The following is a 24,770-nucleotide window of genomic DNA, read 5'->3' as shown; positions in this document are numbered from 1 at the left end:
GGATGGGATGCCGCGCTCCCCTCCCCCTCGTGCGCGTTACCGCCGCCCCTGCTCCCAGGTGAGGATGTGGAAGGGTTTGCGGGCGCCGGGGGTGAGCGCCACCACGGCCTCACGGACGAAGACGGCGCCGCCTTCGGTCTCCGCCTCCGCGCGGATGGTGACGATGGGAATGGCGCTGGGCACGAGGTAGGGGCTGTCGCCGAGAGCACTCCCAAGCTCTCCCGCCTCACCGTCCCGGCCGGCAGCCAGGGCCTCAGCCTGCGCGGCGCTCACGCCCGGCAGGGCGGCCAGCGCCGCCGCCGGCGCGGTCACCGGATCGATGCCCTTGGAGCGGGCATAGACCGTCACCGCCGGTGCCACGGCATCATAGACCTGCCGGGTCATGCCCAGCACCTGCAGCAGCTCGTCGCGCCGCTCGAAGGGCCGGTCCTTGGCACCCCAGGCGAGCCCGGCGCTGCGATAGTCCGCATCCTCCGCGCCCCGCGGCTGCGGATCGGAATCGGCGTCGCGAAAGTCCGCCACCGCCGCCGCCAGAGCCTCGGGATCGCGCGCACCGCCCGCGGCAAAGAGTCCCGCCAGCAGCCCGGCCTCGGCGCCGTTCAGATCGATCTTGCCGCCCTCGGCCTGCACCGCGGTCGTAACCCGGGCCCCGCCGAAGACCCAGTCCCGTTCGCGCCCGTCGCGCGCCACCGCCTCACCCTCAGAGGCCAGCGCCAGCACCGCCCGGTGAAGCCCCGCATCCGCCAGCGCCCGCGCTTCCGCATTCTCGATCTGATTGCGCGCGCCGACGATCTCCGTGCGTTGCGTTGTCGCAAAGCTCGCGGCGATGGCCGCCAGCAGACTCACGGTCCAAAGCACAGCCACTAGCGCGATGCCCCGGCTCCGGCAGCGTTGCGTATCAGATCGGCTCTGCGGTTGTGCGCGTGCTCTCATGAGACACAGCCTAGCCTGCCTTTGCGGGAACCAGAAGCCGCAATCGGGTGCATGCCGGCCCGCCAACGAAGTGAACCGCGTCCGCCGCTACGCTGCCGGTGTCGTTGGCGACGAGGATGACGGAGGGACTTAACAGTGGATCGAAGCTGTCGCTGTCGTGAAGATTTTAGGGAACGATAAGATCTCGTATTTGTAGAGCTGAGCCATGCTAAAGAACATGCAAGTCTTCAATTCGCACAATAACATCATCGTTATCAATTCGAATGTTCATTGTCAAAGTCAGGTCACTCAGCCCTTCCTCCACTGTCCAAAGAGGCAAGTCGACAGACCATTCAGCGTCCGAGCCTTCGATGGGATAGCTGTCTGCGAAATTCCACCCATCATCTGGTAGTGATATCAGCTTGCGGCCATACTCGGCGATTACCCGTCTTAAATCGCTAGCGGTCAATCGCCCTACTCGACCATCCACCTCCAACGCCCCAAAGTCGCCTTTAACAATGTGCTCGACCAGATCCCAAATTGCGGGCTTTAGTCGCGAGTCTAGGGGCATATCTCTATCTCCGATTCCCAGGAATGCGGGTTGTTGTACTTGGCGTTACGCCAATCGATTGGAAGTAGTCATCAGACTGCTCAATCGCTTTCCTAGCATCTTGCCGAGAAGTACCGCCGCGCCGAAGTGCTTTGTACCCGATCCTGCGCTCGGCAGCATATGACCCACCGCCCGCCTGCCGCTGTACTTGTGTCGCAGCATAATGCGGAGATCCGACACGTGTTGACGGTCCCGATAGCTGGACTGCAGGCGCGCGGCTGCGACTATAACCTGGTAGGTTTCGGACGGCAGCATCCTGAATCACATGATGAGCATCTTTGAGTCCTGCTCGTCTCAGCGCTCCGTATGTACTTGCCGAAAAGCTGCTAATCGCCGTACTGGCGACTCTTCCTCCAATGGAGTTACGTGCAGCACCGACTCCCTTTCCGACAGCCTCACCCGCCCGGCGCAGGCCCGGCAGGTATCGCACGCCCAGCGCCCAAGCCCCTCTGCCGAGCATCCCGCCAGCGGGGCCGAGAACGGCACTGATGAGAAGTCCTTCAGCCGTAATCGTGCCGGTGAAGTAGCATTCAAGAGCTCCACCGACTGCGACACCGATAATGATCGGTACAAGCTGAGCCGCCTCGCCCGTCGGATCCGTATAGCGCAGAGGGTTGGCGTGGACATAGGCGTAGGTGTTGAGGCCGCCCTCCAGCCCGATGGGATCGCTCTGTATGTATCGTCCCAGCGCCGGGTCGTAGTCGCGGAAGTAGTTGTAGGCGAGGCCGCTTTCGCTGTCGGCGAACTGGCCGGGGAAGCGCAGAGGGTTCTGGCTGAAGCCACCCGTCGCGACCGTCTGGCCGAAGGGCGTCTGGTCGCGCCACCAGAGGAGCTGCGCCCCGGCATCGGTCATCGCCTGGGGCGTGCCCAGGTGGTCCGTGTGCAGGTAGGCGATGTCGGCCGTCCCTGCCGGGCCGCCGACGAAGCGGACCGCGTCCGCCGCCACGCTGCCGTTGCCGTTGGCCACCAAGGTGACCGTGGGATTGTTGAGCGGATCGAAGCTATAGCTGCCGAGATACTGCCAGAAGCCGCCACCGACCCGCTGGTTACGGGTGACCTCCGCCGTGCCACCGTCGTGCACGATGCTGTAGCGCGCGTCGCTCGCCCGCGTCTCGTCCGAGGTCCATTTCGCGTAGACCTGATAGGCTCCCGCCGCCGGCAGGACCGGCGCCCAGGTGACGGCGTCGGTGAGGGGCTCGGCCTTCACGACATAAAGGGCATCGGCCACGACGACACCGTTGGCGTCGTCCGACAGGGTAATGCCGTAGGCAAGTCCGGCCTCCATGGCGAAGACGCCCAGCTCGTTCCACTGGCCGCCGCGCTGGGCCTGGCTGACGGTCACCACCGTGGGGCCGCCGGTATGCTGGATGGTGTACTTGGCATCGGTGGCGTGGCCTGGCCCCTCCGGCCAGCGCGCGAAGACCCGGTAGTCGCCGCTCTCCGCCGGCGTGTAGGCCCAGGTGGCCGTGCGGATCTGGGAAGGGTCGGCCGTCAGGCGCACGGCGTCTGCAACCACTTCCCCATTGGCTTCATCGGTGAGTACCACGGAACCGGAACCGTCACCGGGGATCAGATAACTGCCCAGCGATTTCCAGACCCCGAGATCGACCTGCTGATTCATGGGTACAGTATCGCTGCCGAGCAGGTGGTTCACGGTAAAGGGTGCGTTTGTCGCCCGGTTGCCGTTGGAAATCCAACGGGTCTCGACGGTATAGAACTCGTCCACCGGTACGTTCAGCGCCCAGCTCACGCTGTTAGGCGCGCCGTCGGTGGGGATCATCTGGATGGCGTCGGCGAAGACGAATCCGCTGGGGGTGTTGCTCAACTCGATCCGATGGTTGCTGCCCGGCGCGAAGGTATAGGTCCCCAGCAGATTCCATTGACCGCCGAGGGCTGTCTGATCGACCACCACCGGCGATGATCCCCCAGCATGGTGGATGACGTAGGTCGCATCCGGCGCACGGTTGGCCGCCTCCGACCAGCGCGTGTAGACCGCATACTCCCGCGTCGCCGCGATGTCGGGCGTCCAAGTCGCGGTCGGCGGCGGCGCGGCAGGGTCCGGGTTCACCGGCTCGAACTTCACCGCATCGGCAAGCGTGGTACCGCGGGCGAAGTTCGTTAACTCCACCCGGTGGTTGCTGCCCGGCGCAAAGGTATGGCTGCCGAGCAAGACCCATTGCCCGCCATTGATGCGCTGATCGACCACTGCATCACTGCTGCCGCCGGCATGATGGATGGTGTAGGTCGCATCTTGCGCGCGCCCGCCTTCGGCGGTCCAGCGGGCATAGACATTGTAATCCTGGCTAACAGGTATCACCGGCGTCCAGGTTGCGGTATTGGGCGTACCATCGACCGGGAAAAACTGAATGGCGTCGGCGACGATCCGGCCGTTGCCCTCGTTAGTAAGCTCAACACGGTGATTACTGGCGGAATCCAGATTGAATGTGCCCAACAAATTCCAACGGTTGTTGTTGGTACGCTGATCCACAACGACATCCGTACTGCCGCCGGCATGGTGAACCGTATAGGTTGCGTCAGAAGCCCGGTCGCCCGCCTGATTCCACCAAGCATAGACACGGTACTGCTTGCTCGTCGGAATATCCGGCGTCCAGGTAGCCGTATGCGATGCGGGGCCACCGGGGACGCCTTCTTGCCAGAGAAAGTTCCCGCCATAGACTGCGCCTCCGCCGGTCCAACCGGATGTGTTCCAGCTGCCGGTGAAACTGAACCCCGGATCCTGATTGTCGACGACGGTCGCATCCGGCGACACGGTGGTCGCGTAGATCCAGCGCGCATCAAGGCCGAGCCGCCCACCACCGCCGTTCCAGGTCGATGTTTGCCAGGTACCGTAGGTGCTGAAACCGGGCGAGGCGTTGTCGACTGTCAGGGTATCCGCAGGATCGGCATCCGGCGCTGCGTAGACCATATCGGTGCCGTAGGGCGCGCCGCCGCCCGTATAGGGCGTCGGCCGCCAATATCCGGTTATCGAGAAAGCCGGGTCAAGATTATCAATATGGATCGTCTCCGCGGAGATGCCGTTCTCGTGACGCCAGAGGTAGTTCGGTCCCGAGTGCCCCCCAAGCGTTCGGCTGGCGGTGTTCCAGGGCCCAGCGACGGTCACCGCGGCATCAAGGTTGTCGACCTCCAGTTGATCGGCGAAGGGGCCGCTGGCGCTGCGGGCCTGGTAGTTCGCGCCCTCGAAGCCCGGCAGGGCACTGGCCTCCGGCCAGAGGCCGGTGGTGGAGAAGTCCGGCGAAGCGTTGTCCAGCACCGTCCCGCCGGCGGGCACCGGATCGGCGCCCGGGTGGACCAGGTAGTCCACGCCCTCATGACCGGGCAGAGTCGCTTCTGCCGACCAGTTGCCGAGGGCAATGGCTTCCGGGCTGTCGTTGTCCAGGCTCTGGTCGCTCTGGGCCCCGCCCCCACCGCCCAGCGGTTCGATCTGCGCGATGGGCAGGCCGTCGAGGTAGATGTAGCTGCGCTGGAAGGCGCCGAGGTCGTCGCTCTCTCCCAGCAACTGGCCGCCGGCGCCGTAGTGGAAGTGGGTGACGACGTTGGTCGCCAGTTGCTCCTTGGAGACCCGCTCGCCGAAGGCGTTGTGGCGATAGTCGGTCTCTGCAAGGCCGGCGATCTGGAGCTGCACCAAGCGGTCGTTGTCGTCATAGACGAAGCCCAGATCGTCGCTCAGGCCCCGGTCGTCGCCGGTGATCTGGCCGCTGGCGCTGTAGCCGAAGCCCTGGGTGGTCACCCCGTCGCTCAAGGTCAGCAGCCGGTTGCTGGCAGTGTCGTAGGTGTAGGTCTCGGTCAGCAGGCCGGCCATATCGTCGATGGTCCGGCTGGTCCGGTTGCCGACGGCATCATAGCCGTAGTCGATGGTGCCGTAGAGCCCGATTGCCTGGGTCAGGCGGTAAAGATCGTCGTACTGGAAGCTCTGGCTGCGGCTGGCGTCCAGGGCGTCGGTGATGGCGGTGATGTTGTCGGCGTTGTCGTAGGCAAGGGTCAGATCCTGTACCGAGGTGACGCCGTCGCCGGCGACGATGCCGGTCAGGCGATAGTCCTGGTCGTAGAGGTAGTCGAGGGCGACCCCGTTGCCGAAGGTGAGCCCCGAGACCGGCCCGAAGGGCTCGTAGACGATGTCCGAAGCGACGACCACCGGGGCCGCCGCCGCGTCGGCCTGGGCCAGAACCGAGGTGGCACGGCCCAGGTCGTCGCGCCCGTAGCTGACGATGCGGCCCTCGGGGTAGACGATCCGCAGGAGGTTGCCGGCGACGTCGGTGTCGTAGCGCGTCACATAGACCACCCCGCCGATGGTCCGGCTTTCCTCCACCAGGTGACCGTAGTCGTCATAGGTGAGACCGGTCGACCCCGTCCGGTCGGTAACACCCGTCAAACGGCCAACGCCGCGGTTGCCCAGGGTGGCGTCGTCGTAGCTGTAGGTGACGTCCTCCGCCGGTGCTGCCGGGTAGCTGCGGGTCAGCGGCCGGTCGAGCGCATCGTAGGTGAAGGCCGTCACCGCGCCGCGGGCATCGGTCTGGGAGAGCACGTTGCCGGCCGGGTCCAGGGTGAACACCGTGGTTCCGGTGTCCGGGCTCTCCAGTTGTATCACCTCGCCGAAACCGTTGTAGGTGTAGGTGGTGACCAGCCCGCGCGGGTCGGTGACGGTGACCAGGTTGTCCTGGGCGTCGTAGCCGTAGCCGGTGATGCCGTTCAGCGGATCGGTCATCTGGACCAGCCGGTCCAGGGCGTCGAAGGCCTGGGTCGTCGGCCCGTTCAGCGGATCGGTGATGGAGGTCAGGTTACTGTTGAGGTCGTAGCCGAAGCTGGTCGTCTGGGTGGCGGCGCCGACCTGCTGCAGCAGGCGCCCGAGTTCATCAAAGACACGGGTCTGGCTGCGCACGATGGCCCCGGTATCGGAGCGCAGAACCTCGCCCGTCACGTTGCCCATGGCATCCAGGGTGTATTCGATGCGCTCACCCTGCGCGTTGGCGATGGCGGTCAGGCGCTGGGCGGCATCGTATTCGTAGAGGAGCTTCTGGCCGTCCGGCTGGGTGACTGCGGTCATCAGGCCAGCGGCGTCGTAGCCGAAGGATGTGACGGCATCGCCGGCCGCCCCCTTGACCCGGCTGCTCATGAGGCGTCCGCGCGGATCGTAGGCCAGTTCGGTCTCGATGCCGTTCTCGTCGAGCAGCGTGAGCGGCAGGCCGCGGTCGTCCCGCGCGGTGATGCTGGAGACATGGCCCAGCGCGTTGGTGACCGTCTCCAGCTCACCAAACGTGTCATAGGCGAAGTCGACGGTGTCCGTCACGTCACCGCGCGGCCCGTCGAGGAAGACCAACTGGCGTGGGAGTGGCAGTTGGGGCACATCGGTGCGAATCAGATTCGCAAAAACGAAATCAAAATAGGCGTTGTTGGTAACGCCCGCACCCCGGACCCCGCGCAGGGTGATGCGCACGGAGCGCGCGCCCGAGGGGACAACCGCCATGAGTTGCCGTCCCTGCCACCAGGTCGTTGCGGCGAGAGGAACGGAAACAGGATGGCCAATGCCGAATCCGCCCCCATCCAGAAAGGTGGCGCTGGCGGTACCATAGTCGCTGCTGTCGAACGAGTACTGGCGCCAGGTCAACTCGAGATCGCGATGGCCGTCGTCTATGGCGGCGAACTGATCGGCCGGAAAGGGAACGACTTGTGAAAGATGGCTCTCCGGGAAATCTCCCGGCGCAAAATAATGGTCGGCTTGCGCCGGTACCGGCTCTGTCGTTCGGATGTAAAAACTGCCGAGGTCGCTGGTCCAGCCGGTGAGGTCTCCGGTCTCCGCATGCGGATTCTGGACGACAAGAGGAAGCCGCGCCGGGTCCCGCTCCTCCAGCGACATCGAAAAATCGTCGAAGTAAGAGTGATTGCCGATGGTATCGAAGCGGATCGCACGAACCTCGAGCCGGATCTTCCGCGTCAGGGGCGGGACATCTACGGCGATGCTTCGGGGAGACCAGGTTGCTATGCCGGAGCGAAGATGCTCGAAGGGGTCACCGATGGACTGATCCATCGCATCAAGGAAATGGATGATCACCGTGCCGTTGGCGCGGCCTTGGTAGGTGTCGTGCTGCCATTCGACTCGCACGGCGCGCGAGCCGGCATCGACCTCGGCGTGGTTCGCACCAGGAACCGCCACATCCTGATGCATGCGGCTGACCGGCATGTTTTCGCCGCCGTAGAAGTAGTAGCTCCCCTGGATCGGGTCCGGAACGGCCGAGCGCACTGTGAAACCGCCTTCGGTCAGCGTCCACCCGGTCATGTCACCAGTCTCCGCGTCCGGGTTGACCAGCGTAAGCGGTACGTCAGCCAATGGCGGTGGTGTGCCCGGCGCCGCGCCGCCGTCGCTGTAGGTGAAATCCCAGGTGCGCGTCTGCCCGTTGGTCGAGTAAGGCACCACGTGGCTCGTGGTATCCGTCACCGTCCGCTCGATAAGCAGGCCGTCGTTGTCATAGGTGAGGTCTGTGATCTGGCGCGGCGCGACGATCTGCGTCGGCAGCCGGAAGTCGTTGTGCCAGGTCGTGGTGGTGGTACGTTCCTCCGGGGTGCCAACCGCCTCGGTCAGGCTGGTGAGCAGGCCGCGGTTATCGTGGACATAGTCGGTGACGTTGCCCTCCCAATCTGTCGTGCTGGAGAGGAAGCCGTTGGCGTTGTAAGTGTAGTCTGCGTTGGCGGCCAGGCAATTGGCGCTGGCGTGCCCTTCGACCTGCGAGACCTTCGGGCCACCGTTGATGGTGGTGAAATGATAGGTGGTCTGCTTGCCAAACGGGTTGGTGACGGTCCGCGACCCATCGGGGTTGTAGGCAACATCGAAGGCATCGACGCCGCCCGCATGAACGCTGGAGATCGCCCGGCCCTCGCTGTCATAGGCCCAGGTCGCATAGCGCTCGCCGGTTTCGTCGATGAGACCGGTCAGCGCAACCGGAAAGGCCGGATTCTCATAGAGGTATTGGACGCGCGGATTATCGTCCTGATCCAGTGGCGTGCTGTCTGGGTAGGCGACTTCTTCCAGCAGCGTCTCGGCCTGGGCGACATAGTTGAACAGCTTCCGATAGCTATAGCGGACCTCCCGACCTCCGCTGTCCGTCAGCGAAACCAGCATGCCCTGCGAGTTGTAAGTGAAGCGCAGCCGGCCGCCGTGCGAATCATGGACGAGCGAGAGCTTACCGTCCGGTCCGTCGAACTCCAGTGCCTGTTGGTACCCGTTTCTCTCGGTGATGCTGAGAAGACGGCCGCTGCTGTCGTAGGTTTCGGTGCGATCAAGTTTGTCATTAAGCTCCCAGTGATCGCCCACCTGCGTGAGCGTAAAGATGACGTCGCTGGCCGGCAGCCAATCAGACCCGGCCTTGTTGAAGGTCAGGACCTTGCCGTCCTTGGCGTGATAGACGACCTGCGCGTTGCCGATGAAGAACAGTCTCCGGTCGAAGCTATGACGCCAGCCCTGCCCGAGCGAGGTCGTCACCTTGCTTTGGCTGTTGTAGTAGCGTGTGAACGCGAGGTTATGGGAGCCGGCGGTCTCGAAGTCCGTCACCACCTGGAACTTGTTGCCCGAAATGACCGATATGGGATTGCCGGCCGACGGAAGTGTATCGTTGGAGCCGTCGCCACAGAGCAGCCCTATCAGCCACTCCCAGAGGTTTAACTGGCACCCTGAGGCATTGTTCGCATTGACCTCATAGCCCGCCGGGCAACTGGGTTCTGTCAAATCTATGTAGTAAAGAGGCAGGTTATCGAGGGTAATATGGCAGTCATACCGAAAGATGTTCCCCGCGCTGTCGTAAAGCGGCTCGATCTTGTAGACGTGGGCATGGTTCGGATCGCGGAACTGCCGCCACCCTTCGCAAGCTTTCTCCACTGTCTCGCATGACCCGAGGAAACCGGCACCCGTGCAAACGGTCGACGACGATGGGCCGGACCACGCCGCCGTTGCTGGCGCACTGCCGGCACAAAGCGCCAGGACGACAATGAAAGAAGCAGCGAACATAACGGCTGCCTGCCGGCTTCTCCGTGTTCTGCCAAGTAGATCAAGCATCTTCAGCCCCCCATTGAGCCCCTGGTGGCTCAGACAAACCTCTCCCGTTCCGGCTTGGTCAGCCGGTTTCAGAACGTGATGATGATGGTCAGGAGGAGTGGTCGTTCAGGGTCCGAGTGTGCGCCGCATCGTGCTTCCCCCTCTGTCGCGCGCTATTCCGAACTGCAATCAGCAGCCGCAAATCCCCAATACGCGCTTAGGGCACAAAGCGTACGAGAATTCCCGCAGAAGTTCAATTGGCAGATTGATTATTTGCCTTGGCCTACCATCAAAAGGTGCAGTCAGCGGTTGGCGCGCATCGTGCGACCCGGTGGAGCCCCAGGTGCCGTACGGACACGACAAGAGCCGGCAAACCTGCCGGCTCTTGGGCATCTATGCGTTCGACCAAACGCTGAGTTGTGATGGTAGCGGGGGAGGGACTTGAACCCCCGACACGCGGATTATGATTCCGCTGCTCTAACCAGCTGAGCTACCCCGCCAGAGGAAGATCGGCACCCTATCACGGGGGCCGCGCAGCCGTATATGGCCTCGCCCCCTGCCCTGTCAAGCGGCTTTGGGCGGCTGCGGCGACTTGCGGCCGTAACGCCCGGCCGGCGAGTGATGGGCCGGCGCCAGCCCGGGCTCTCCCCTGCCCTGCCCCTGCCCAGCGCCTATCCAGCCCTACCCAGCCCTCTGCCCAGCCCTCTGCCCAGCCCTCTGCCCAGCCCCGCAGGCCCACCGGTAGCTCGACCTAATCATTCGTGCTAGACTTCGTGTTGAGGACTGGCCGTTGCCGTCGGGCAGAGGGGGGCCATTCGATGACAGCATCCGTACCGCAAGACGCCGGAACCGCCCGTGGGGGGGAGGCTTCGGCCAAGCGCCGCTTCCATGTCACCCTGATCAAGCCGTCCCACTACGACAAGGACGGCTACGTGATCCAGTGGTGGAAGGCCTGGATTCCGTCCAACTCCCTGGCCGCGCTCTACGGGCTGACACAGGACCTGCAGGAGCGCCGGGTCCTGGGCGACGGAGTCGAGCTGGCCATCGACGCCTATGACGAGATGAACATCGTCATCCCCTACAACAAGATCATCGCGCGCCATCGCCAGGCGGCGGCGGAAAGTGCCGATGGCGACAAGGGTGGCCGCGACGGCGGCGGCGGGCTGGTCTGCCTGGTGGGCGTGCAGTCCAACCAGTATCCGCGCGCCCTGGCCATCGCCCGCCGCTTCCGCGCCGCCGGGCAGCAGGTCGCCATCGGCGGCTTCCACGTCAGCGGCTGCCTCTCCATGCTGCCGGAGCTGCACGAAAGCCTGCAGGAGGCGCTGGACATGGGCGTGACGCTCTTCGCCGGCGAGGCCGAGGAGCACTTGCACAGCGTTCTGGGCGACGCCTTGGCGGGCGAGCTGAAGCCGGTCTACAACGCCATGAACCAGCTGCCGGACCTGCAGGGTGCGGTCACGCCGTTCCTGCCGGAGCCCCTGGTGCGCCGCTACGACGGCGTGCTCAGCAGCTTCGACGCCGGGCGCGGCTGTCCCTTCCAGTGCAGCTTCTGCACCATCATCAACGTGCAGGGCCGCAAGTCGCGCTTCCGCAGCGCCGACGACGTGGAGCGGCTGATCCGCGCCAACCATGCGCAGGGCGTGACCCACTACTTCATCACCGACGACAACTTCGCCCGCAACAAGAACTGGGAGGCGATCTTCGACCGCATGGCCGAACTGCGCGGCGAGGGCATCGACATCCGCTTTCTCATCCAGGTCGACGTGCTCGCGCACAAGATCCCGGGCTTCATCGACAAGGCCAAGGCGGCCGGCTGCAAGCAGGTCTTCATCGGGCTGGAGAGCATCAACCCGGCCAACCTGAAGGAGATGAAGAAGAACCAGAACAAAATCACCGAGTACCGCACGATGTTCCAGGCCTGGCGCGCGCGACAGGTGGTGACCTACGCCGGCTTCATCATGGGCCTGCCCAACGACACGCCGGAGACCATCCGGCGCGACCTGGAGATCATCCAGCGCGAGATCCCGGTGGACGTGCTGGAGATCACCATCCTGACCCCCCTGCCCGGCTCAGAGGATCACAAGACTCTCTACACCAAGGGCGTCTGGATGGACCCGGACCTCAACAAGTACGACCTGGAGTGCGTGACCTTCGAGCATCCGCTGATGTCGAAGGAGGACCTGCAGCAGGCCTACTGGGACGCCTGGGACCACTATTACACCCTGGAGCACGCGGAGACCCTGATGCGCCGCGCCATGGCCGACGGCATCAAGCCGGTCCGGATCTGGCAGAACCTGCTGCAGATCTACGGCGCCATGGGCTTCGAGCGGGTGCATCCGCAGCAGTGCGGCTACTTCCGCCGCCGCGTGCGCGCCGAGCGGCGCCCGGAGCTGCCGCGCGAGAACGCCCTGCTCTTCTATCCCAGGAACGTGCTGCGCACGCTGCGCAGTTACGCGGGCATCGGCCTCTACGCCTGGCGCCTGCACCGGATCCGCAAGCGCGTCGAGGCGGACCCGGCCTCGAAGACCTACCGCGATCTTGCGCTGACCCCGGTGGTGAGCGCCGAAGACGAAGAGTTGGAGATGTTCCACCTGAACCAGGCTGCCGAAGCCGCCGTCGCCAAGGCCAAGGCGGAAGCCGCGGCGCGGGAGCGCCAAGCCGCCAAGCGCGCCGCAACCGGCGCGGCGGACTAGGGAATTCAGGCGGAGGAAATCTGGGCCGTCAGTCGCCCAGCATGGTGGCCAGCTTCATGGCGACGCCCATGGAGCCTTCGATCTTCAGCTTGCCGGTCATGTAGGCCAGGGTGGGGTCGAGGCTGCCATCGATCAGGCTGCCGAGCTGATCGGGGCTGATGCGCAGGGTGGTGTCCGCCTCGGTGCCGTTGACCTCCACCGGCGCGATCTCCGCCGGGGTTTCCTTGCCATCCCAGAGGATCGCCCCCTCCTCGCCCAGGTCGAAGAGCACGCGGTAGCCCAGCGGCGGGTTCAACGCGGCCTGGGATTTCAACTGTTCGGTCAGACTCTCCAGGGACATGGCGGGTGGCTCCTCCGCTTCGGTCTTTTTTTCAGGCACCCATTATCAGACCCCGCGGCCTCTCAGGCCACGCGGCCGTCAGGCAGCGAGGCGGTTCTCCGCGGCGGCGATCCAGCCGCCGCCGAGGACCCGGTCGCCATCGTAACAGACCGCGGCCTGGCCCGGCGAGATGCCGAACTGCGGCGTTTCCAGCACCAGCTCGGCCCCGCCGCCCTCGTTGCCGGAACCCGCGCGCGGGAAGATCCGCGCGGACGCCGGCTCGCTCACTGAGCGCAGCTTCACCTGAACGGCGCGCCCGGCAGCCTCCAAAGGCGTGCCCGCCAGCCAATTGAGGCTGCGCAGCACCACCGCATCCGTAGCCAGGGCCGTCTTGGGCCCGACGACCACCCGGCGGGCCTCCGGCTCCAGGCGCACCACGAACAGCGGCTCGCGCTCGCCGCCAACGCCGAGGCCGCGGCGCTGGCCGATGGTGTAATGAATGATACCCTCGTGACGGCCGAGGACACGCCCGTCGACGTGCACGATATCTCCGGGATCGGAGGCGCCGGGGCGCAGCTTCTGCACCACCGTGGCGTAGGAACCCTGGGGCACGAAGCAGATGTCTTGGCTGTCCGGCTTGTCGGCCACGGCGAGGCCGTGGCGCTCCGCCTCCGCCCGCACGGCATCCTTCTCCAGCCCACCGAGCGGGAAGCGCAGGAAGTCGAGCTGCTCGCGGGTGGTGGCGAAGAGGAAGTAGCTCTGGTCGCGGCGGCGATCGACGGCGCGGTGCAGCTCCGCCCCCTCCGGCCCCATGACCCGGCGCACGTAGTGGCCGGTGGCCAGCGCATCGGCGCCCAGGTCGCGCGCCGTCGCCAGCAGGTCGCGGAACTTGACCGTCTGGTTGCAGCTGACGCAGGGGATCGGCGTCTCACCGCGCAGATAGCTGTCGGCGAAGTCCTCCATCACCGACTGGCGGAAGCGACTTTCGTAATCCAGCACGTAGTGCGGAATGTCCAGGCGCTCCGCCGCCTGGCGGGCGTCATAGATATCCTGGCCGGCGCAGCAGGCACCCTTCTTGGCGACCGCCGCCCCGTGGTCGTAGAGCTGCAGGGTGATGCCCACAACGTCGTAGCCCTCGGCGCGTAGAAGCGCCGCCGTGACCGAGGAATCGACCCCGCCGGACATCGCGACCACCACGCGGGTCGCGCCCACCGCCTTGTTGATACCGAGCGAATTCATGCTGGCGGACTATAGGCCAAGCGGCCCCCGGCGCAAGGCCGGGGCTTCGCCCGGTGCCTGGAAGCGGGTGCCGGATAAAAAATAAATGACAGATATTGAAATTTGTCATTCACTGCTCATATCCCTCCATCATCGGACTGCAATCATTGAACCGGCCATCATTGAACGGGAGGTATAGGCAATGCTGACGCGTCAACTCGGACAGAACGGGCCGACGGTTTCGACCCTGGGGCTGGGATGCATGGGAATGTCGGACTTTTATGGCCCCGCCGACCGCAAAGAGAGCCTCGCGACCATCGACGCGGCCCTCGAGGCCGGGATCACCCTGCTCGACACCGGCAACTTCTACGGCATGGGCCACAACGAGCTGCTGCTGCGGGAGGCCTTGGCCGGCGGACGGCGCGAGCGGGTCTTCCTGGCCGTCAAGTTCGGCGCCCAGCGCAGCCCCGACGGCGCCTTCATCGGCTTCGACGGCCGCCCCGCGGCGGTGAAAACGGCACTGGCCTATAGCCTTCAGCGGCTGGGGACCGACACCATCGACCTCTACCAACCGGCCCGCCTGGACCCCGCGGTGCCGATCGAGGACACCATGGGCGCCCTCGCCGAAATGGTGAAGGCCGGCTACATCCGACACATCGGGCTTTCGGAGGTGGGGGTGGAGACCCTGCGCCGCGCCCAGACGGTGCACCCGGTCACCGCGCTGCAGATCGAGTACTCACTGCTCAGCCGCGGTATCGAGGAAGAGATCCTACCGACGGCCCGGGACCTGGGCATCGGGATCACCGCTTACGGCGTGCTGTCCCGCGGCCTCCTCAGCGGCCATTGGTCGCCGGAGCGCAGCGCCGGGGCCAGGGAGCTCCCCAGGGACTTCCGCAGCCACCTGCCGCGCTTCCACGGCGAGAACCTGGACCACAACCTGGCCCTGGTGGAGACCCTGCGCGGGCTCGCCTGGGAGCGCTCGGTCACCGTCGCGCAACTGGCCATCGCCTGGGTGCTGGCACGCGGCAACGACATCGTCCCCCTGATCGGGGCGCGCCAGCGCAAGCGGCTGGACGAAGCGCTGAGCGCTCTCGATCTGCACCTGACAGAAAGCGATCTGGCCCGTATAGAAGAAGCGGTGGGGCCACAGGCGGCGGCAGGAGACCGCTATGCTGCCGACCAGATGGCCATCCTCGACAGTGAAAGGGCGGCAGCGCCGGGCGCATGACCGAGACGGTACTGACAGCAGAGCGCATTCTCGATGCGGCGGAGCAGGTGCTCCGCCGCTACGGGCCGGCCAAGACCACGGTGGTCGACGTGGCCCGGGCACTCGGCGTCAGTCATGGCACCATCTACCGCCACTTCCCCAGCAAGTCGGCCCTGCGCGAAGCCGTGGCGGCGCGCTGGCTGCACCGGGTCTCTGAACCCCTGCAGGCGGTCATCGCCGACCGCAGCCCGGCGCCGCAGCGCCTGCGCCGCTGGTTCGACACCCTTATGAGCGTCAAACGCCGCAAGGTGCTGGAGGATCCGGAACTCTTCGCCACCTATCATGCCCTGGTCGAGGATGCCGGCACGGTGATCCAGGACCACATCGAAGAGCTCGTCTCGCAACTGGCTGACATCATCGCCGACGGCATCGCCGAAGGGACCTTGAGCGTCGACGATCCGCAGCAGGCGGCCCGGGCAATGTTTCAGGCGACGATCCGCTTCCATCACCCCGTACACGCCGGGGACTGGCAGCGACCGGGGATCGAGCACGACTTCGACGCCCTCTGGCAGCTTGTGATGGCAGGGCTCACCACCGGCGCACAAGGCCGGCCATCTAAGGGCGGGTGAGAATCTCCACCAGGCGGTCCAAAGGCTGCGGCTGTCGGCTCAGATCAAGAGAGACGGAGAAGTGCCCCTGCCGGCGGATGAAGAGATTCTCCGGCGGCACGGCCCAGCGCCGCGCCAGCGCAAGGCCACCGGCAAAGGGTGTGACCGTATCGGCTTCGCCCAGTGCCATCACGATCTGCTCCGCCGGCATCACCGGGGCGCCGCGCGGCTCCAGCAAGGGTACGTAGCGGGAGAGGTCGGCATCGCTCCAGCCGGCCCGGTGCAGGGCAGACCCGAAACCCACCGCCTGGGACAGGCTGCCGCCCAGGGCGATATCCAGCAGATCGCCGCTGGTCGCCACCAGGATCAGCGCATCGGGGCGCAGCCGCTCCGGCCAGGCGGCAGCGGCAACGGCCGTCAACTGGCTGGTCAGGGCACCCAGGCTGACGCCGCCGATGGCGACCCGCCTGCTGCCGCTGCGCCGCGCCCAATCGACCAGCACCGCAACATCGGCACCCCAGGCCGCAAAGAGCCGGCGGAACCCTTCCGGCCCATAGGCCATGGCCGGCTCCCCGCCATAGAACCCGGCGCAGCGGCGTCGACCGTGCCAGGGCCCCTCCGGCCTGATGACCCTGAGGCCCCGCTGCGTGAGGCTCGCAGTGTGGTCGACGGTCCCCTTCCAGAAATCGAGCTCCATGCCGATGCCATGAAGGTTGATGAAGGTGGGGGCACCCTCGGCATCCTCCGGCTCGAAAACCCGCGCCCAGGCCGTATCGCCGTCGAGGCCCGGCGAGGGGAAGCGCAGCCAACGCTCCGGTCCGAAAGGCCCGGGCACCGGATGCGATGCCTCGACCTGCGGCAGAGCCCCCTGCGCGTCGAAGGGAGCGGCGATGCAGGTGCCGGCGCTGGCGTGCTGGGCGTCGAGATGGTCCTGATCGGGCGGCGCCGGCACCTGCCAGGCCACCGCTGGGCTGCGGCTGCGGATGCCCAGGAACCCGAAGCGCGCAGCCATTAGGGTACTGGCCGAGGCGATGCGGTGCGCCTCGGCCTCGACCAGGTCGCGGTCCGCCGGCCGCGAGCGGCCGAAGAAGGCCGAGCGCCAGTGATCGTCTGCCGCTCTATGATGGTCCCGGCGCCTGAGGGTCGCGGCAACGGCCCGGCGCAGGCGCCGGCCGGTCCAGCCGTCGGGAAAGCGGTCCTGCCCGACAGCCCGGGCAAAGCAGTCTTCGTCCTCACCATGGGCCAGGGCCGCCGCCCAGGCACGCGACAGGGGCAGGTACCAGCGCGCAACGAGGTGAAGCGCACAGCGGTCGTACCACGGCCGCATGACGAGGTTCCCTAAAGGGTCCCAGTCAAGCGGGTTGCGGCCCGGCATAGGCAGATGCGAATCGGTCGTCGTCATGGCCGCGCGAGCATAGACGCTGAACGCCCAATTCACAGGGAATTTACGCAAGGCCCACCATCGCCTGAGGATAGAGTGGGATTGTCGTTCCGACCCGGGAAAGGACCACGGCCTATGCGCACCGCCCTCGCCGCCCTTATCCTCGCAGCCGGCCTGATCACAGCGCCGCCACCCGTGCGAGCAGACCTCAGTCCGCAGCCCCTGCCGGGATGGCAAGTCCTGAAGACCGGGCACAGCTACACGGACCTGGTGCAGCGCCTGGAAAGAGCCATCACCGCCAACAGGATGGGCCTCGTCTCCCGCGCCAGCGCAACCCTGGGGGCAAAGCGCGTGCTGAACAAGACCATCCCCGGCAACACCGTGATCGGCGTCTACCGTCCGGATTTCGCCGTGCGTATGCTGGAAGCCAGCCTCGCCGCCGGTATCGAGGCGCCGATCCGCTTTTACGTCACCGAGAACGCGGACGGCAGCGCGACGCTCAGCTACAAGATGCCGAGCGCGGTCTTCGCACCCTATGCGGATGGCGGCGAAGCCCTTAAGACTCTGGCGGAGGAACTCGACGCGATCTTTGAGAGGATCGCCGCCGAGGCAACCGGAAGCTAGGGTAGGCAGCCGATGCGGGAGCAGGCATGAGTCTGGAGAAATCAGAGCCGCCAAAAGCGAAGCCGCTCGATCTGGACGGCCTCGACCTCTGGCTCGTCGAGCGGGGCATGCAGGGCCTGCCGCTCGGCGAACAGATTGCCGGGTTCTGTCAGAAAGTGTTCGATAGCGGCTTTCCGATGAAGCGGGTGTCGATGGGCATGTACACGCTTCATCCCCGCTACGGTTCGCACACCTTTCTTTGGGAGCCCGGCGTCGCAACCATCGAGCACACGCCGCAGGAACGCGCCGTTCTCAGTCGTGACGTCTACCTGAAAAGCCCGGTCCACCATATGCGCAGCCGGGGACTTCTTTCGCTGCGCCGGCGGCTCGACGGCGTCGATACGGACGATTTTGTCCTGTTCCCCAAACTGCGGGCGGAAGGGCTCGTCGACTACGCCGCCTACATCGTTCCTTACGAGTCCCGGCAGGCGGAGGCCATGTCCAAACGGACGGGCACGATCAGTGACCCATACAGTCCAGGGCGGGCGCTCGACGGGATCTTCTTCTCCTGCGCCACCGACCGGCCGGAAGGCTTCGACGACGGACAACTCGGGCAGGTCGTCCAGGCGCTTCCCTATCTGGCGCTATCCGTAAAGTCTCGGCTGACCTACGACGTCGCCAGCACGGTGCTCGAGACGTACCTCGGCAAGGATGCCGGTCACCGCGTGCTGACAGGCGCGATCGAGCGCGGCACGGCCGAAGCGATCCGGGCCGTGATCTGGTTCTCCGATCTCCGGGGCTTCACCCGCCTGACCGACAGCCTGCCGCGCGACGTTCTCATGGAAACGCTCGACGACTACCTCGAGGCCATGGCAGCGCCGGTCCACGAGAACCATGGCCAGATCCTGAAGTTCATGGGCGACGGACTGCTTGCAACCTTCGACCTGACCGGCCGTGACGAAGCCGCCGTCTGCAAGGAGGCCCTCACGGCCGCCGCGCAACTGCGTGACGACCTCCCTGTCTTCAATGAGGAGCGCCGGGCAGCGGGCAAGCCGGTGATGGACTTCGGCCTCGCTTTGCATCTGGGCGAAGTGCTCTACGGCAACATTGGCGCAAGCGAACGCCTGGATTTCACGGTCGTCGGCCCGGCGGTCAACGAAGCCAGCCGCCTCCAGGCTCTATGCCGGCCGCTGGAGCGCAACGTGCTGATCTCCAGCACCCTGCGCGACAGCGCCGGCGAGAGTGCCGCAGGCCTCGTGTCCCTGGGTTTTCATGCACTGCGGGGGGTGCGCGAACCGCACGAGCTCTTCACCCTCGGCGCATGAATTCGGCTGCCCTGGGCCTTGCCGCGTCGCTGGCCTGACGGCATCTGCGGTGCTGCAACCGGTCCTTCGCGTGCCCCCGCCGGCTGCGTAGGGACGCCGTCCAGCAGCAGCGTATGGAGCACCGGATCGGTTCCGCCAACCGGCCCGCTGATCATCAGCGCCGTGAGCTGACGCTGCAGTTCACCCTCTGCCGGGGTGCCTCGCTGGAGCCGGGTGCGGCCCGCCGCGCCCATGATCTGGTTGAATATTTTTCCGAACATACCGACAAAGTTAGCGGTTCTGCATTGACAATCAAACGCGAAGACTGCGATAGCTATTGAAGTTTCTTCAATCAAATGTCGGCCATGCGCGCTCTTCCATCGCTGAGAGGCATCCAGGCCTTCGAGGCTGTCGCCCGGCTGCGGACCCTGGCCGCGGCAGCGGACTTTCTCGGCATCACCCCCAGCGCCGTCAGCCACCGTGTCCGCGGCCTGGAGAAAGAGCTGGGCGTGCAGCTCCTCAAGCGATCGCCAAAGGGGCTTTCCCTCACCGATGCGGGGCGCCGCTACCGGGGCGGCGTCGAGGATGCTTTTGCCGGGCTGGCACAGGCAACGGCCGATCTTCTGGACCGCGACACCGCCCGCCCGCTGACCATCAGCCTGACGTCCGAGGTCGGCATGCGCTGGCTCATGCCCCGATTCCACCGCTTCAGAGCGCAGCACCCGGATGTCGACACGGCGATCCTCAGCACCTACCGCATCGCCGATCTGCAGGCCGGCGAGGCGGACCTGGCGCTGCGCTACGGTAACGGACAGTGGACCGACGCCGAGGTGGAACCGGTACTGGAGTTCTCCGTCTCCCCAGTCTGCACAAGCACCCTGCAAAAAAAGGTCGCCGGGCTGACACCGGCGGACGCGCTGAAAGGACAGATCGTTATTCGCGATGCCTATGACGACTGGGATCTCTGGTTCGAAGCCGCCGGCATGGCGGACTTCGAGCCGTCGCGCCAGCTTCATTTCATGGACTATTCGATGGCGGTCACCGCCGCGCTTGCCGGCGAGGGCTTCATGCTCGGCTATTCGGGCTACGTCGATCAGGAACTCGCATCCGGCACCCTGGTCCAGCCCTTCGACCTCACAGTGCCGACGGGCAAGGGGTACCATCTGGTCTATCGCCGCGAGCGGCTTTCCGATCCCCGGGTGCGCAAGTTCAGGGACTGGGTACTCTCCGAAACCGCCCGCGCGCCCGCACCCGGCCTTTAGCACGCTACGCCGCAGTCTGCTTAGAGAAGACGACCCCAAGGAGCCGTTATGGCCGCAACGCCCGATCCGCTGACCCGCTTTCCCGTCACCGGAGATCGCTCCGTGGTCTTCCTCAAGGCCATCGTCAGCAATCCGCAGATCGAAGTCGGCGACTTCAGCTACTATCATGACTTCGACGACCCCGAGGGCTTCGAGCGCAACGTGCGCTATCTCTTCCCCTTTGTCGGCGACCGGCTGATCATCGGCCGCTTCTGCGCCATCGCCAGCGGGGCAACCTTCATCATGAACGGCGGCAGTCACGCGACGGAGGGGCTGTCCACCTATCCCTTTTCAATCTTCGGCGGCGACTGGGCGGAGGCCGCGCCCGAGGCCTGGCCGCACCGCGGCGATACGGTGATCGGCAACGATGTCTGGATCGGCCACCGGGCGACGCTGCTGCCGGGCGTAGCCGTCGGCGACGGCGCCGTCATTGCCGCCGAAGCCGTGGTGACGCGCAACGTGCCGCCCTATGCGGTAGTGGCGGGAAATCCTGCGGAGGTGGTGCGTCTGCGCCTGCCGGAAGCCAGCATCGCGCGCCTGCTCGCCCTGCGCTGGTGGGACTGGCCGCCGACGACCATCACCGCGCAGGCCAAAAACATCGTGTCTGGAAACCTGGAAGCCCTGGAAGCGGCAGCCCTGGAAATGGATCGGTGATCCGCCGTCGGCGCCCGCCGCGGCGTCCGCGCAATCTAGCTTTCGGTCCGCTGCTCGCTGTCGTCGTCGCGCTGCTGCGGCAGCAGGGGGGCCATAGGCGGCATCCACGGCGCCCAGGCGGCCTGGGTCAGGCGCGTCCACATGAGCAAGGGGTTTGCCCAGGGATTGGACCAGGGATTCATGATGGATGCGGCGCCCAGAGACAAAAACGGAAGGCTGCCCTGCTTTGCCAGATGATCGGCAAAGGCGCCGAGCGACGGCACCGCGGTCATCCGCAGGGTAATGGTCTCGGCGTTCTCCTCCGGCAGGGAGCGCCGCGTGATCTCCACATCCAGATGGGGCAGTTTGGCCGCTATCTTGGTCTCTTCCATCGCATCATCCTCAGGGAAGGATCAGGCCGGCGTCAGCCGAGCATGTTGTTCACTTCCTTGGGCAGCTCCACCTCAAGCCCGTCGAGCTCGTCGCTCATGACGATCTGACAGCCGAGGCGCGAGGTGGGTTTCAGGCCGAAGGCCAGATCCAGCATATCCTCTTCGTCTTCAGACGGTTCGCCCAGCTTGCCGTACCACCCATCTTCGACGATGACGTGGCAGGTGGCGCAGGCCAGCGAGCCCTCGCAGGCCCCTTCGATATCGACGTCAAAGCGATGCGCGATCTCCATCACGGAGAGGCCGTTGGGGGCATCGACCTCCTTGCGGTTACCGTCCTTTTCGATGAACACCAACTTCGGCATAAAACCCTGCTCCCATTCTGCAAATCACAATGCGCGCCAGCGGGGCACTGTGGCTACTCCGCGGCCTGGCTGCCCGCAGCGCGCAGGGCGCGCACCTTGCTCACCAGTTCCTCGATCGCCACATCGATCTCCGCCTCGGTGGTGAAGCGTCCGATCCCGATCCGCAAGGACGCGCGCGACAGTTTCTCCGGCAGGCCCAGGGCCTGCAGCACGTAGGACGGCTCGACCGAGGCCGAGGTGCAGGCCGATCCGGTCGAGACCGCAAGCCGCGGTGTCGCCCGCATCAGAGCTTCCGCATCCACGCCCTCAAAAGCCAGACTGAGGTTGCCGGCGATGCGCTGCTCGGCATGGCCGTTGACCTGCACGCCATCCAAGCGGCGTCTAATGCCCTCTAGGAGCCGGTCCTTCAAGCGCGAAATCCGGGCCGTCTCCTCCGCCATTTCCGCGGCCGCCAGGCGCGCCGTCACGCCAAGGCCGACACAGAGCGGTGTCGGCAGGGTGCCGGAGCGCAGGCCCCGTTCCTGGCCGCCGCCGTCAATCAGCGGCTCCAGGCGGACCCGCGGGCGCCGGCGCACGTAGAGCGCCCCGACGCCCTTGGGCCCATAGACCTTGTGGCCGGAGATGCTGAGCAGATCGATCCCGGCGGCGGTCACATCCAGCGGGATCTTGCCGACCGCCTGGGCCGCGTCGCAGTGGAAGTAGGCCCCCTTCTCGCGGCAGATAGCCGCGATCTCCGCCAGCGGCTGGATCACGCCGATCTCGTTGTTCACCGCCATAATGGAAACAACCGCCGTCTCCTCGGTGACCGTCTCCCACAACAGATCGAGGTCGATCAGGCCGTCGGGCCGGACCGGAAGAACCGTGAGCCGGTGACCCTCCCGCTCCATCTGGCGGCAGCTCTCCAGCACGCACTTGTGTTCGGTGGTGCAGGTCACCACGTGCGGGCGCCGCTCGCGGTGGAAGCGGGCCGCGCCCTTGATGGCCAGGTTGTTGGACTCCGTGGCCCCGGAGGTGAAGACGATTTCGCGGGCCGAGGCGCCGATCAGCGCCGCCACCTCGGCGCGCGCCTGCTCAACGGCTTCCTCTGCGTCCCAGCCGTAGGCATGGCCGGTCGAGTGCGGGTTGCCGAAACGCTCGGTAAAGAACGGCAGCATGGCCTCGACCACCCGCGGGTCGGTGGGCGTGGTCGCCTGATTGTCGAGATAGACCGGCTGCACCGAACGGTTGGGCCGCCCTGCCCCGGACTCCTGCTCGCTGGTCTTCTGCTGCTCTGCCATACGCTTCTTCTCTATGCCGCCTGGCTGCGGCGGTAAAGATCGCCCCAGGCGGCCAGAAAGCGGTCGACCTCGGCCTCGGTGCTCTGCCAGCCGAGGCTGACGCGAATGGCCGAGGCCGCTTCGGCAGCGCTCGCTCCCATGGCGGTCAGAACATGGGAAGGCTGCACCTTGCCGGAGGAGCAGGCCGCCCCGGCGCTGACCGCGACCCCGGCAAGATCGAGGGCCATGATCTGGGTCTCCGCCGGCAATCCTGCGACCGCCAGACAGCTCGTGTTCGCAAGACGCTCCACCTCGGCACCGAAGACAATGGCGTCGGGCGCAAGGGCGCGGACCCCCGCTTCCAGGCGGTCGCGCAGGACCTCGACTTCGGCAAACCCCGGCAGGTCGCGCCCGGCCGCCGCGGCTGCCGCAGCGAAGCCGGCAATGCCCGGCAGGTTCTCGGTTCCCGCCCGGCGCCTGCGCTCCTGCCCGCCGCCGCGCAGCAGCGGCGCCAGGGGAACGTCGTCACGGCACAAGAGGGCGCCCACCCCCGGCGGCCCGCCCAGCTTGTGAGCGGAAAGCGTCAGGCAGTCGACGCCGAGCCGGCGCATGTCCAGCGGCAGCTTCCCGGCGGCCTGCACCGCATCGCAATGCACCCGGGCACCGGCCGCCCGTGCCAGGTCCACCACCGCCTCGATGGGCTGAAGGACACCGGTTTCGTTGTTGGCCAGCATCACCGAAACCACAGCGCCCTGCGGCGCCTCCGCCAGCGCAGTCTCCAGCGCGGCAAGATCGACGCGGCCATCGGGACGAAGCGGCAGACGGCGCGCCTCCGAAACCGCCTGCAGGACGGAGTCATGTTCGCCGGCGGACACGAACACCGGGCCGCCGAGCCCCTTGAGCGCCGTGTTGTTGGCCTCTGTCCCGCCGGAGGTGAAGATCACCCAGGCCGGCTCGGCGCCCGCCAGCCGGGCCACCTGCTCGCGGGCGCGCTCGACAGCTGCGCGGGCCCGGCGGCCGGCGCTGTGCACCGAGGAAGGGTTGCCCGGCGCCGCCAGGGTCTTGGTCATGGCGGTGAGAGCCTCGGGCCGCAGCGGCGCAGTGGCGTTGTAGTCCAGGTAGGCAGTCATAAGCTTCTGTGCCGGGATATCCCTGTCGGTGCGCCTGTCCGGTGACGCTGACGCGGGGTCACTCGCCTGCTTCGACCAGCAGAGGAGAGACGTCTTCGGCGCCGCAGCTGCCCGGCATCACACCGCTGGTGCCCAGGATGCGCCGGGCGATGACATCTTCCACCGTCACCGAAGAAAGATAGAGATAGATCTGGTTGCCGAGTTCCTCCCAGAGATCGTGGGTCTGGCAGCGGCTCTGGTTGCCGCGGCAGCCGATCGGCTGGCCCGGCATGCAGCGCGTGGCTCTGATCGGTTCATCGACGGAAAGAATGATGTCGGAAATCCGCGTGTCGCCGGCCTTGTGGGCCAGAAGGTAGCCGCCGCCCGGCCCGCGCACGGACTTCACCAAGCCGCCACGGCGCAGCTTGGCGAAGAGCTGCTCCAGGTAGGAGAGCGAGATCTCCTGGCGTTCGGCGATATCGGCCAACGCCACCGGCTTGCCCTCGGCATGGGTCGCGAGGTCGCACATCGCCATCACTGCGTAGCGGCCCTTGGTGCTCAGTTTCACGTCTGCCTTCCTTTCGTTGGCCTCAATCCGTGCCGGCCCTTAATGCGTCAGCACTTGCCTTCGGCCGTCTCTGAGGTCTCGTCATCGCGTTCATCGCCGGCGCCGGCAGGCTCGCGTCCATTGCCGGTATCCGCGCCGCCACCTTCGAGGGCATTCACCCTTGCGCGCAGGCTCTGCACCTCGTCCAGCAGCCCGTCGAGGGCACGGGCGACCGGATCGGGAATGTTGCCGGTGGGCGTTCCGTAAGCCACGA

At 66.1% G+C, this 24,770-nt stretch carries 19 protein-coding genes, 1 tRNA gene and 1 pseudogene; 8 read left to right on the top strand and 13 right to left on the bottom strand.

Features of this window, described 5'->3' with window-relative positions:
- Positions 1–36 precede the first annotated feature (36 nt).
- From Q0982_RS00105 to Q0982_RS00090, 4 genes are all read right to left on the bottom strand, one after another.
- A complete protein-coding gene (locus tag Q0982_RS00105) occupies positions 37–864 on the bottom strand; it encodes a general secretion pathway protein GspK (RefSeq protein WP_299390670.1) in 828 nt (275 codons plus the stop codon).
- Positions 865–1,141: 277 nt separating this feature from the next.
- A complete protein-coding gene (locus tag Q0982_RS00100) occupies positions 1,142–1,483 on the bottom strand; it encodes a hypothetical protein (RefSeq protein WP_299390669.1) in 342 nt (113 codons plus the stop codon).
- 4 nt (positions 1,484–1,487) lie between these two features.
- A complete protein-coding gene (locus Q0982_RS00095) occupies positions 1,488–9,407 on the bottom strand; it encodes an RHS repeat-associated core domain-containing protein (protein WP_299390667.1) in 7,920 nt (2,639 codons plus the stop codon).
- A 579-nt stretch (positions 9,408–9,986) separates the two neighbouring features.
- A tRNA-Met gene (locus Q0982_RS00090) sits at positions 9,987–10,063 on the bottom strand.
- Positions 10,064–10,381: 318 nt separating this feature from the next.
- Between Q0982_RS00090 and Q0982_RS00085 the strand changes: the two genes are divergently transcribed.
- Positions 10,382–12,256 (top strand): radical SAM protein, encoded by a 1,875-nt coding sequence (locus tag Q0982_RS00085; protein ID WP_299390665.1) that lies wholly within the window; start codon positions 10,382–10,384, stop codon positions 12,254–12,256.
- 28 nt (positions 12,257–12,284) lie between these two features.
- On the opposite strand, the gene Q0982_RS00080 is transcribed toward Q0982_RS00085, so the two are convergent.
- Positions 12,285–12,596, bottom strand: a complete 312-nt coding sequence (locus Q0982_RS00080) for an SCP2 sterol-binding domain-containing protein (protein ID WP_299390663.1) — start codon at positions 12,594–12,596, stop codon at positions 12,285–12,287.
- A gap of 78 nt (positions 12,597–12,674) precedes the next feature.
- Positions 12,675–13,814 carry a tRNA 2-thiouridine(34) synthase MnmA gene (mnmA, locus tag Q0982_RS00075; protein ID WP_299390661.1) on the bottom strand — a complete coding sequence of 380 codons (1,140 nt, stop codon included), beginning with the start codon at positions 13,812–13,814 and terminating at the stop codon, positions 12,675–12,677.
- Positions 13,815–13,995: 181 nt separating this feature from the next.
- Between mnmA and Q0982_RS00070 the strand changes: the two genes are divergently transcribed.
- Positions 13,996–15,021, top strand: coding sequence for an aldo/keto reductase (locus Q0982_RS00070; protein WP_299390660.1), 1,026 nt, complete (start codon positions 13,996–13,998; stop codon positions 15,019–15,021).
- Positions 15,018–15,629 carry a TetR family transcriptional regulator gene (locus tag Q0982_RS00065; RefSeq protein ID WP_299390658.1) on the top strand — a complete coding sequence of 204 codons (612 nt, stop codon included), beginning with the start codon at positions 15,018–15,020 and terminating at the stop codon, positions 15,627–15,629. The genes Q0982_RS00070 and Q0982_RS00065 overlap by 4 nt, the downstream gene beginning before the upstream one ends.
- Here Q0982_RS00065 and Q0982_RS00060 read toward each other — a convergent pair.
- Positions 15,616–16,935 carry a S9 family peptidase gene (locus tag Q0982_RS00060; protein WP_299390656.1) on the bottom strand — a complete coding sequence of 440 codons (1,320 nt, stop codon included), beginning with the start codon at positions 16,933–16,935 and terminating at the stop codon, positions 15,616–15,618. The genes Q0982_RS00065 and Q0982_RS00060 overlap by 14 nt on opposite strands.
- Before the next feature lie 189 nt (positions 16,936–17,124).
- On the opposite strand from Q0982_RS00060, the gene Q0982_RS00055 reads away from it, so the two are divergent.
- The 5 genes from Q0982_RS00055 (at position 17,125) to Q0982_RS00035 (ending at position 20,851) form a co-directional block, all read left to right on the top strand.
- Entirely contained in the window at positions 17,125–17,613 is a 489-nt protein-coding gene (locus tag Q0982_RS00055; RefSeq protein WP_299390654.1) for a DUF302 domain-containing protein, read from the top strand.
- A 26-nt stretch (positions 17,614–17,639) separates the two neighbouring features.
- Positions 17,640–18,917, top strand: a complete 1,278-nt coding sequence (locus tag Q0982_RS00050; protein ID WP_299390652.1) for an adenylate/guanylate cyclase domain-containing protein — start codon at positions 17,640–17,642, stop codon at positions 18,915–18,917.
- 113 nt (positions 18,918–19,030) lie between these two features.
- Positions 19,031–19,237 carry a hypothetical protein gene (locus Q0982_RS00045; RefSeq protein ID WP_299390650.1) on the top strand — a complete coding sequence of 69 codons (207 nt, stop codon included), beginning with the start codon at positions 19,031–19,033 and terminating at the stop codon, positions 19,235–19,237.
- Positions 19,238–19,261: 24 nt separating this feature from the next.
- Positions 19,262–20,158 (top strand): LysR substrate-binding domain-containing protein, encoded by an 897-nt coding sequence (locus Q0982_RS00040; protein WP_299390648.1) that lies wholly within the window; start codon positions 19,262–19,264, stop codon positions 20,156–20,158.
- Positions 20,159–20,206: 48 nt separating this feature from the next.
- The gene (locus Q0982_RS00035) at positions 20,207–20,851 is read left to right on the top strand and encodes a CatB-related O-acetyltransferase (RefSeq protein ID WP_299390646.1); all 645 of its coding nucleotides are present in this window, start codon (positions 20,207–20,209) and stop codon (positions 20,849–20,851) included.
- A 35-nt stretch (positions 20,852–20,886) separates the two neighbouring features.
- On the opposite strand, the gene Q0982_RS00030 is transcribed toward Q0982_RS00035, so the two are convergent.
- The 6 genes and pseudogenes from Q0982_RS00030 to Q0982_RS00005 all read right to left on the bottom strand — a co-directional run.
- On the bottom strand, positions 20,887–21,222 hold the full coding sequence (locus tag Q0982_RS00030) for a hypothetical protein (protein WP_299390645.1): 336 nt from the start codon (positions 21,220–21,222) through the stop codon (positions 20,887–20,889).
- 32 nt (positions 21,223–21,254) lie between these two features.
- Positions 21,255–21,584, bottom strand: a complete 330-nt coding sequence (locus tag Q0982_RS00025; RefSeq protein ID WP_299390643.1) for a ferredoxin family 2Fe-2S iron-sulfur cluster binding protein — start codon at positions 21,582–21,584, stop codon at positions 21,255–21,257.
- Between the two features lie 53 nt (positions 21,585–21,637).
- Positions 21,638–22,861: an IscS subfamily cysteine desulfurase gene (locus Q0982_RS00020; RefSeq protein ID WP_299390641.1), complete on the bottom strand. Its 1,224-nt coding sequence runs from the start codon at positions 22,859–22,861 to the stop codon at positions 21,638–21,640.
- Positions 22,862–22,872: 11 nt separating this feature from the next.
- Positions 22,873–23,970 (bottom strand): cysteine desulfurase family protein, encoded by a 1,098-nt coding sequence (locus Q0982_RS00015; protein ID WP_299390639.1) that lies wholly within the window; start codon positions 23,968–23,970, stop codon positions 22,873–22,875.
- A gap of 58 nt (positions 23,971–24,028) precedes the next feature.
- Entirely contained in the window at positions 24,029–24,517 is a 489-nt protein-coding gene (locus Q0982_RS00010) for an Rrf2 family transcriptional regulator (protein ID WP_299390637.1), read from the bottom strand.
- Positions 24,518–24,564: 47 nt separating this feature from the next.
- Positions 24,565–24,770, bottom strand: a pseudogene (locus tag Q0982_RS00005) (hypothetical protein); the annotation flags it as partial.

Origin of the sequence: Pelagibius sp. (genome assembly GCF_028281305.1) — a bacterium.
In the GTDB taxonomy this organism is placed as follows: domain Bacteria; phylum Pseudomonadota; class Alphaproteobacteria; order Kiloniellales; family Kiloniellaceae; genus Pelagibius.
The sequence above is the reverse complement of the archived record's forward strand: the minus strand, read 5'-3'. Positions and strand labels throughout refer to the sequence as shown.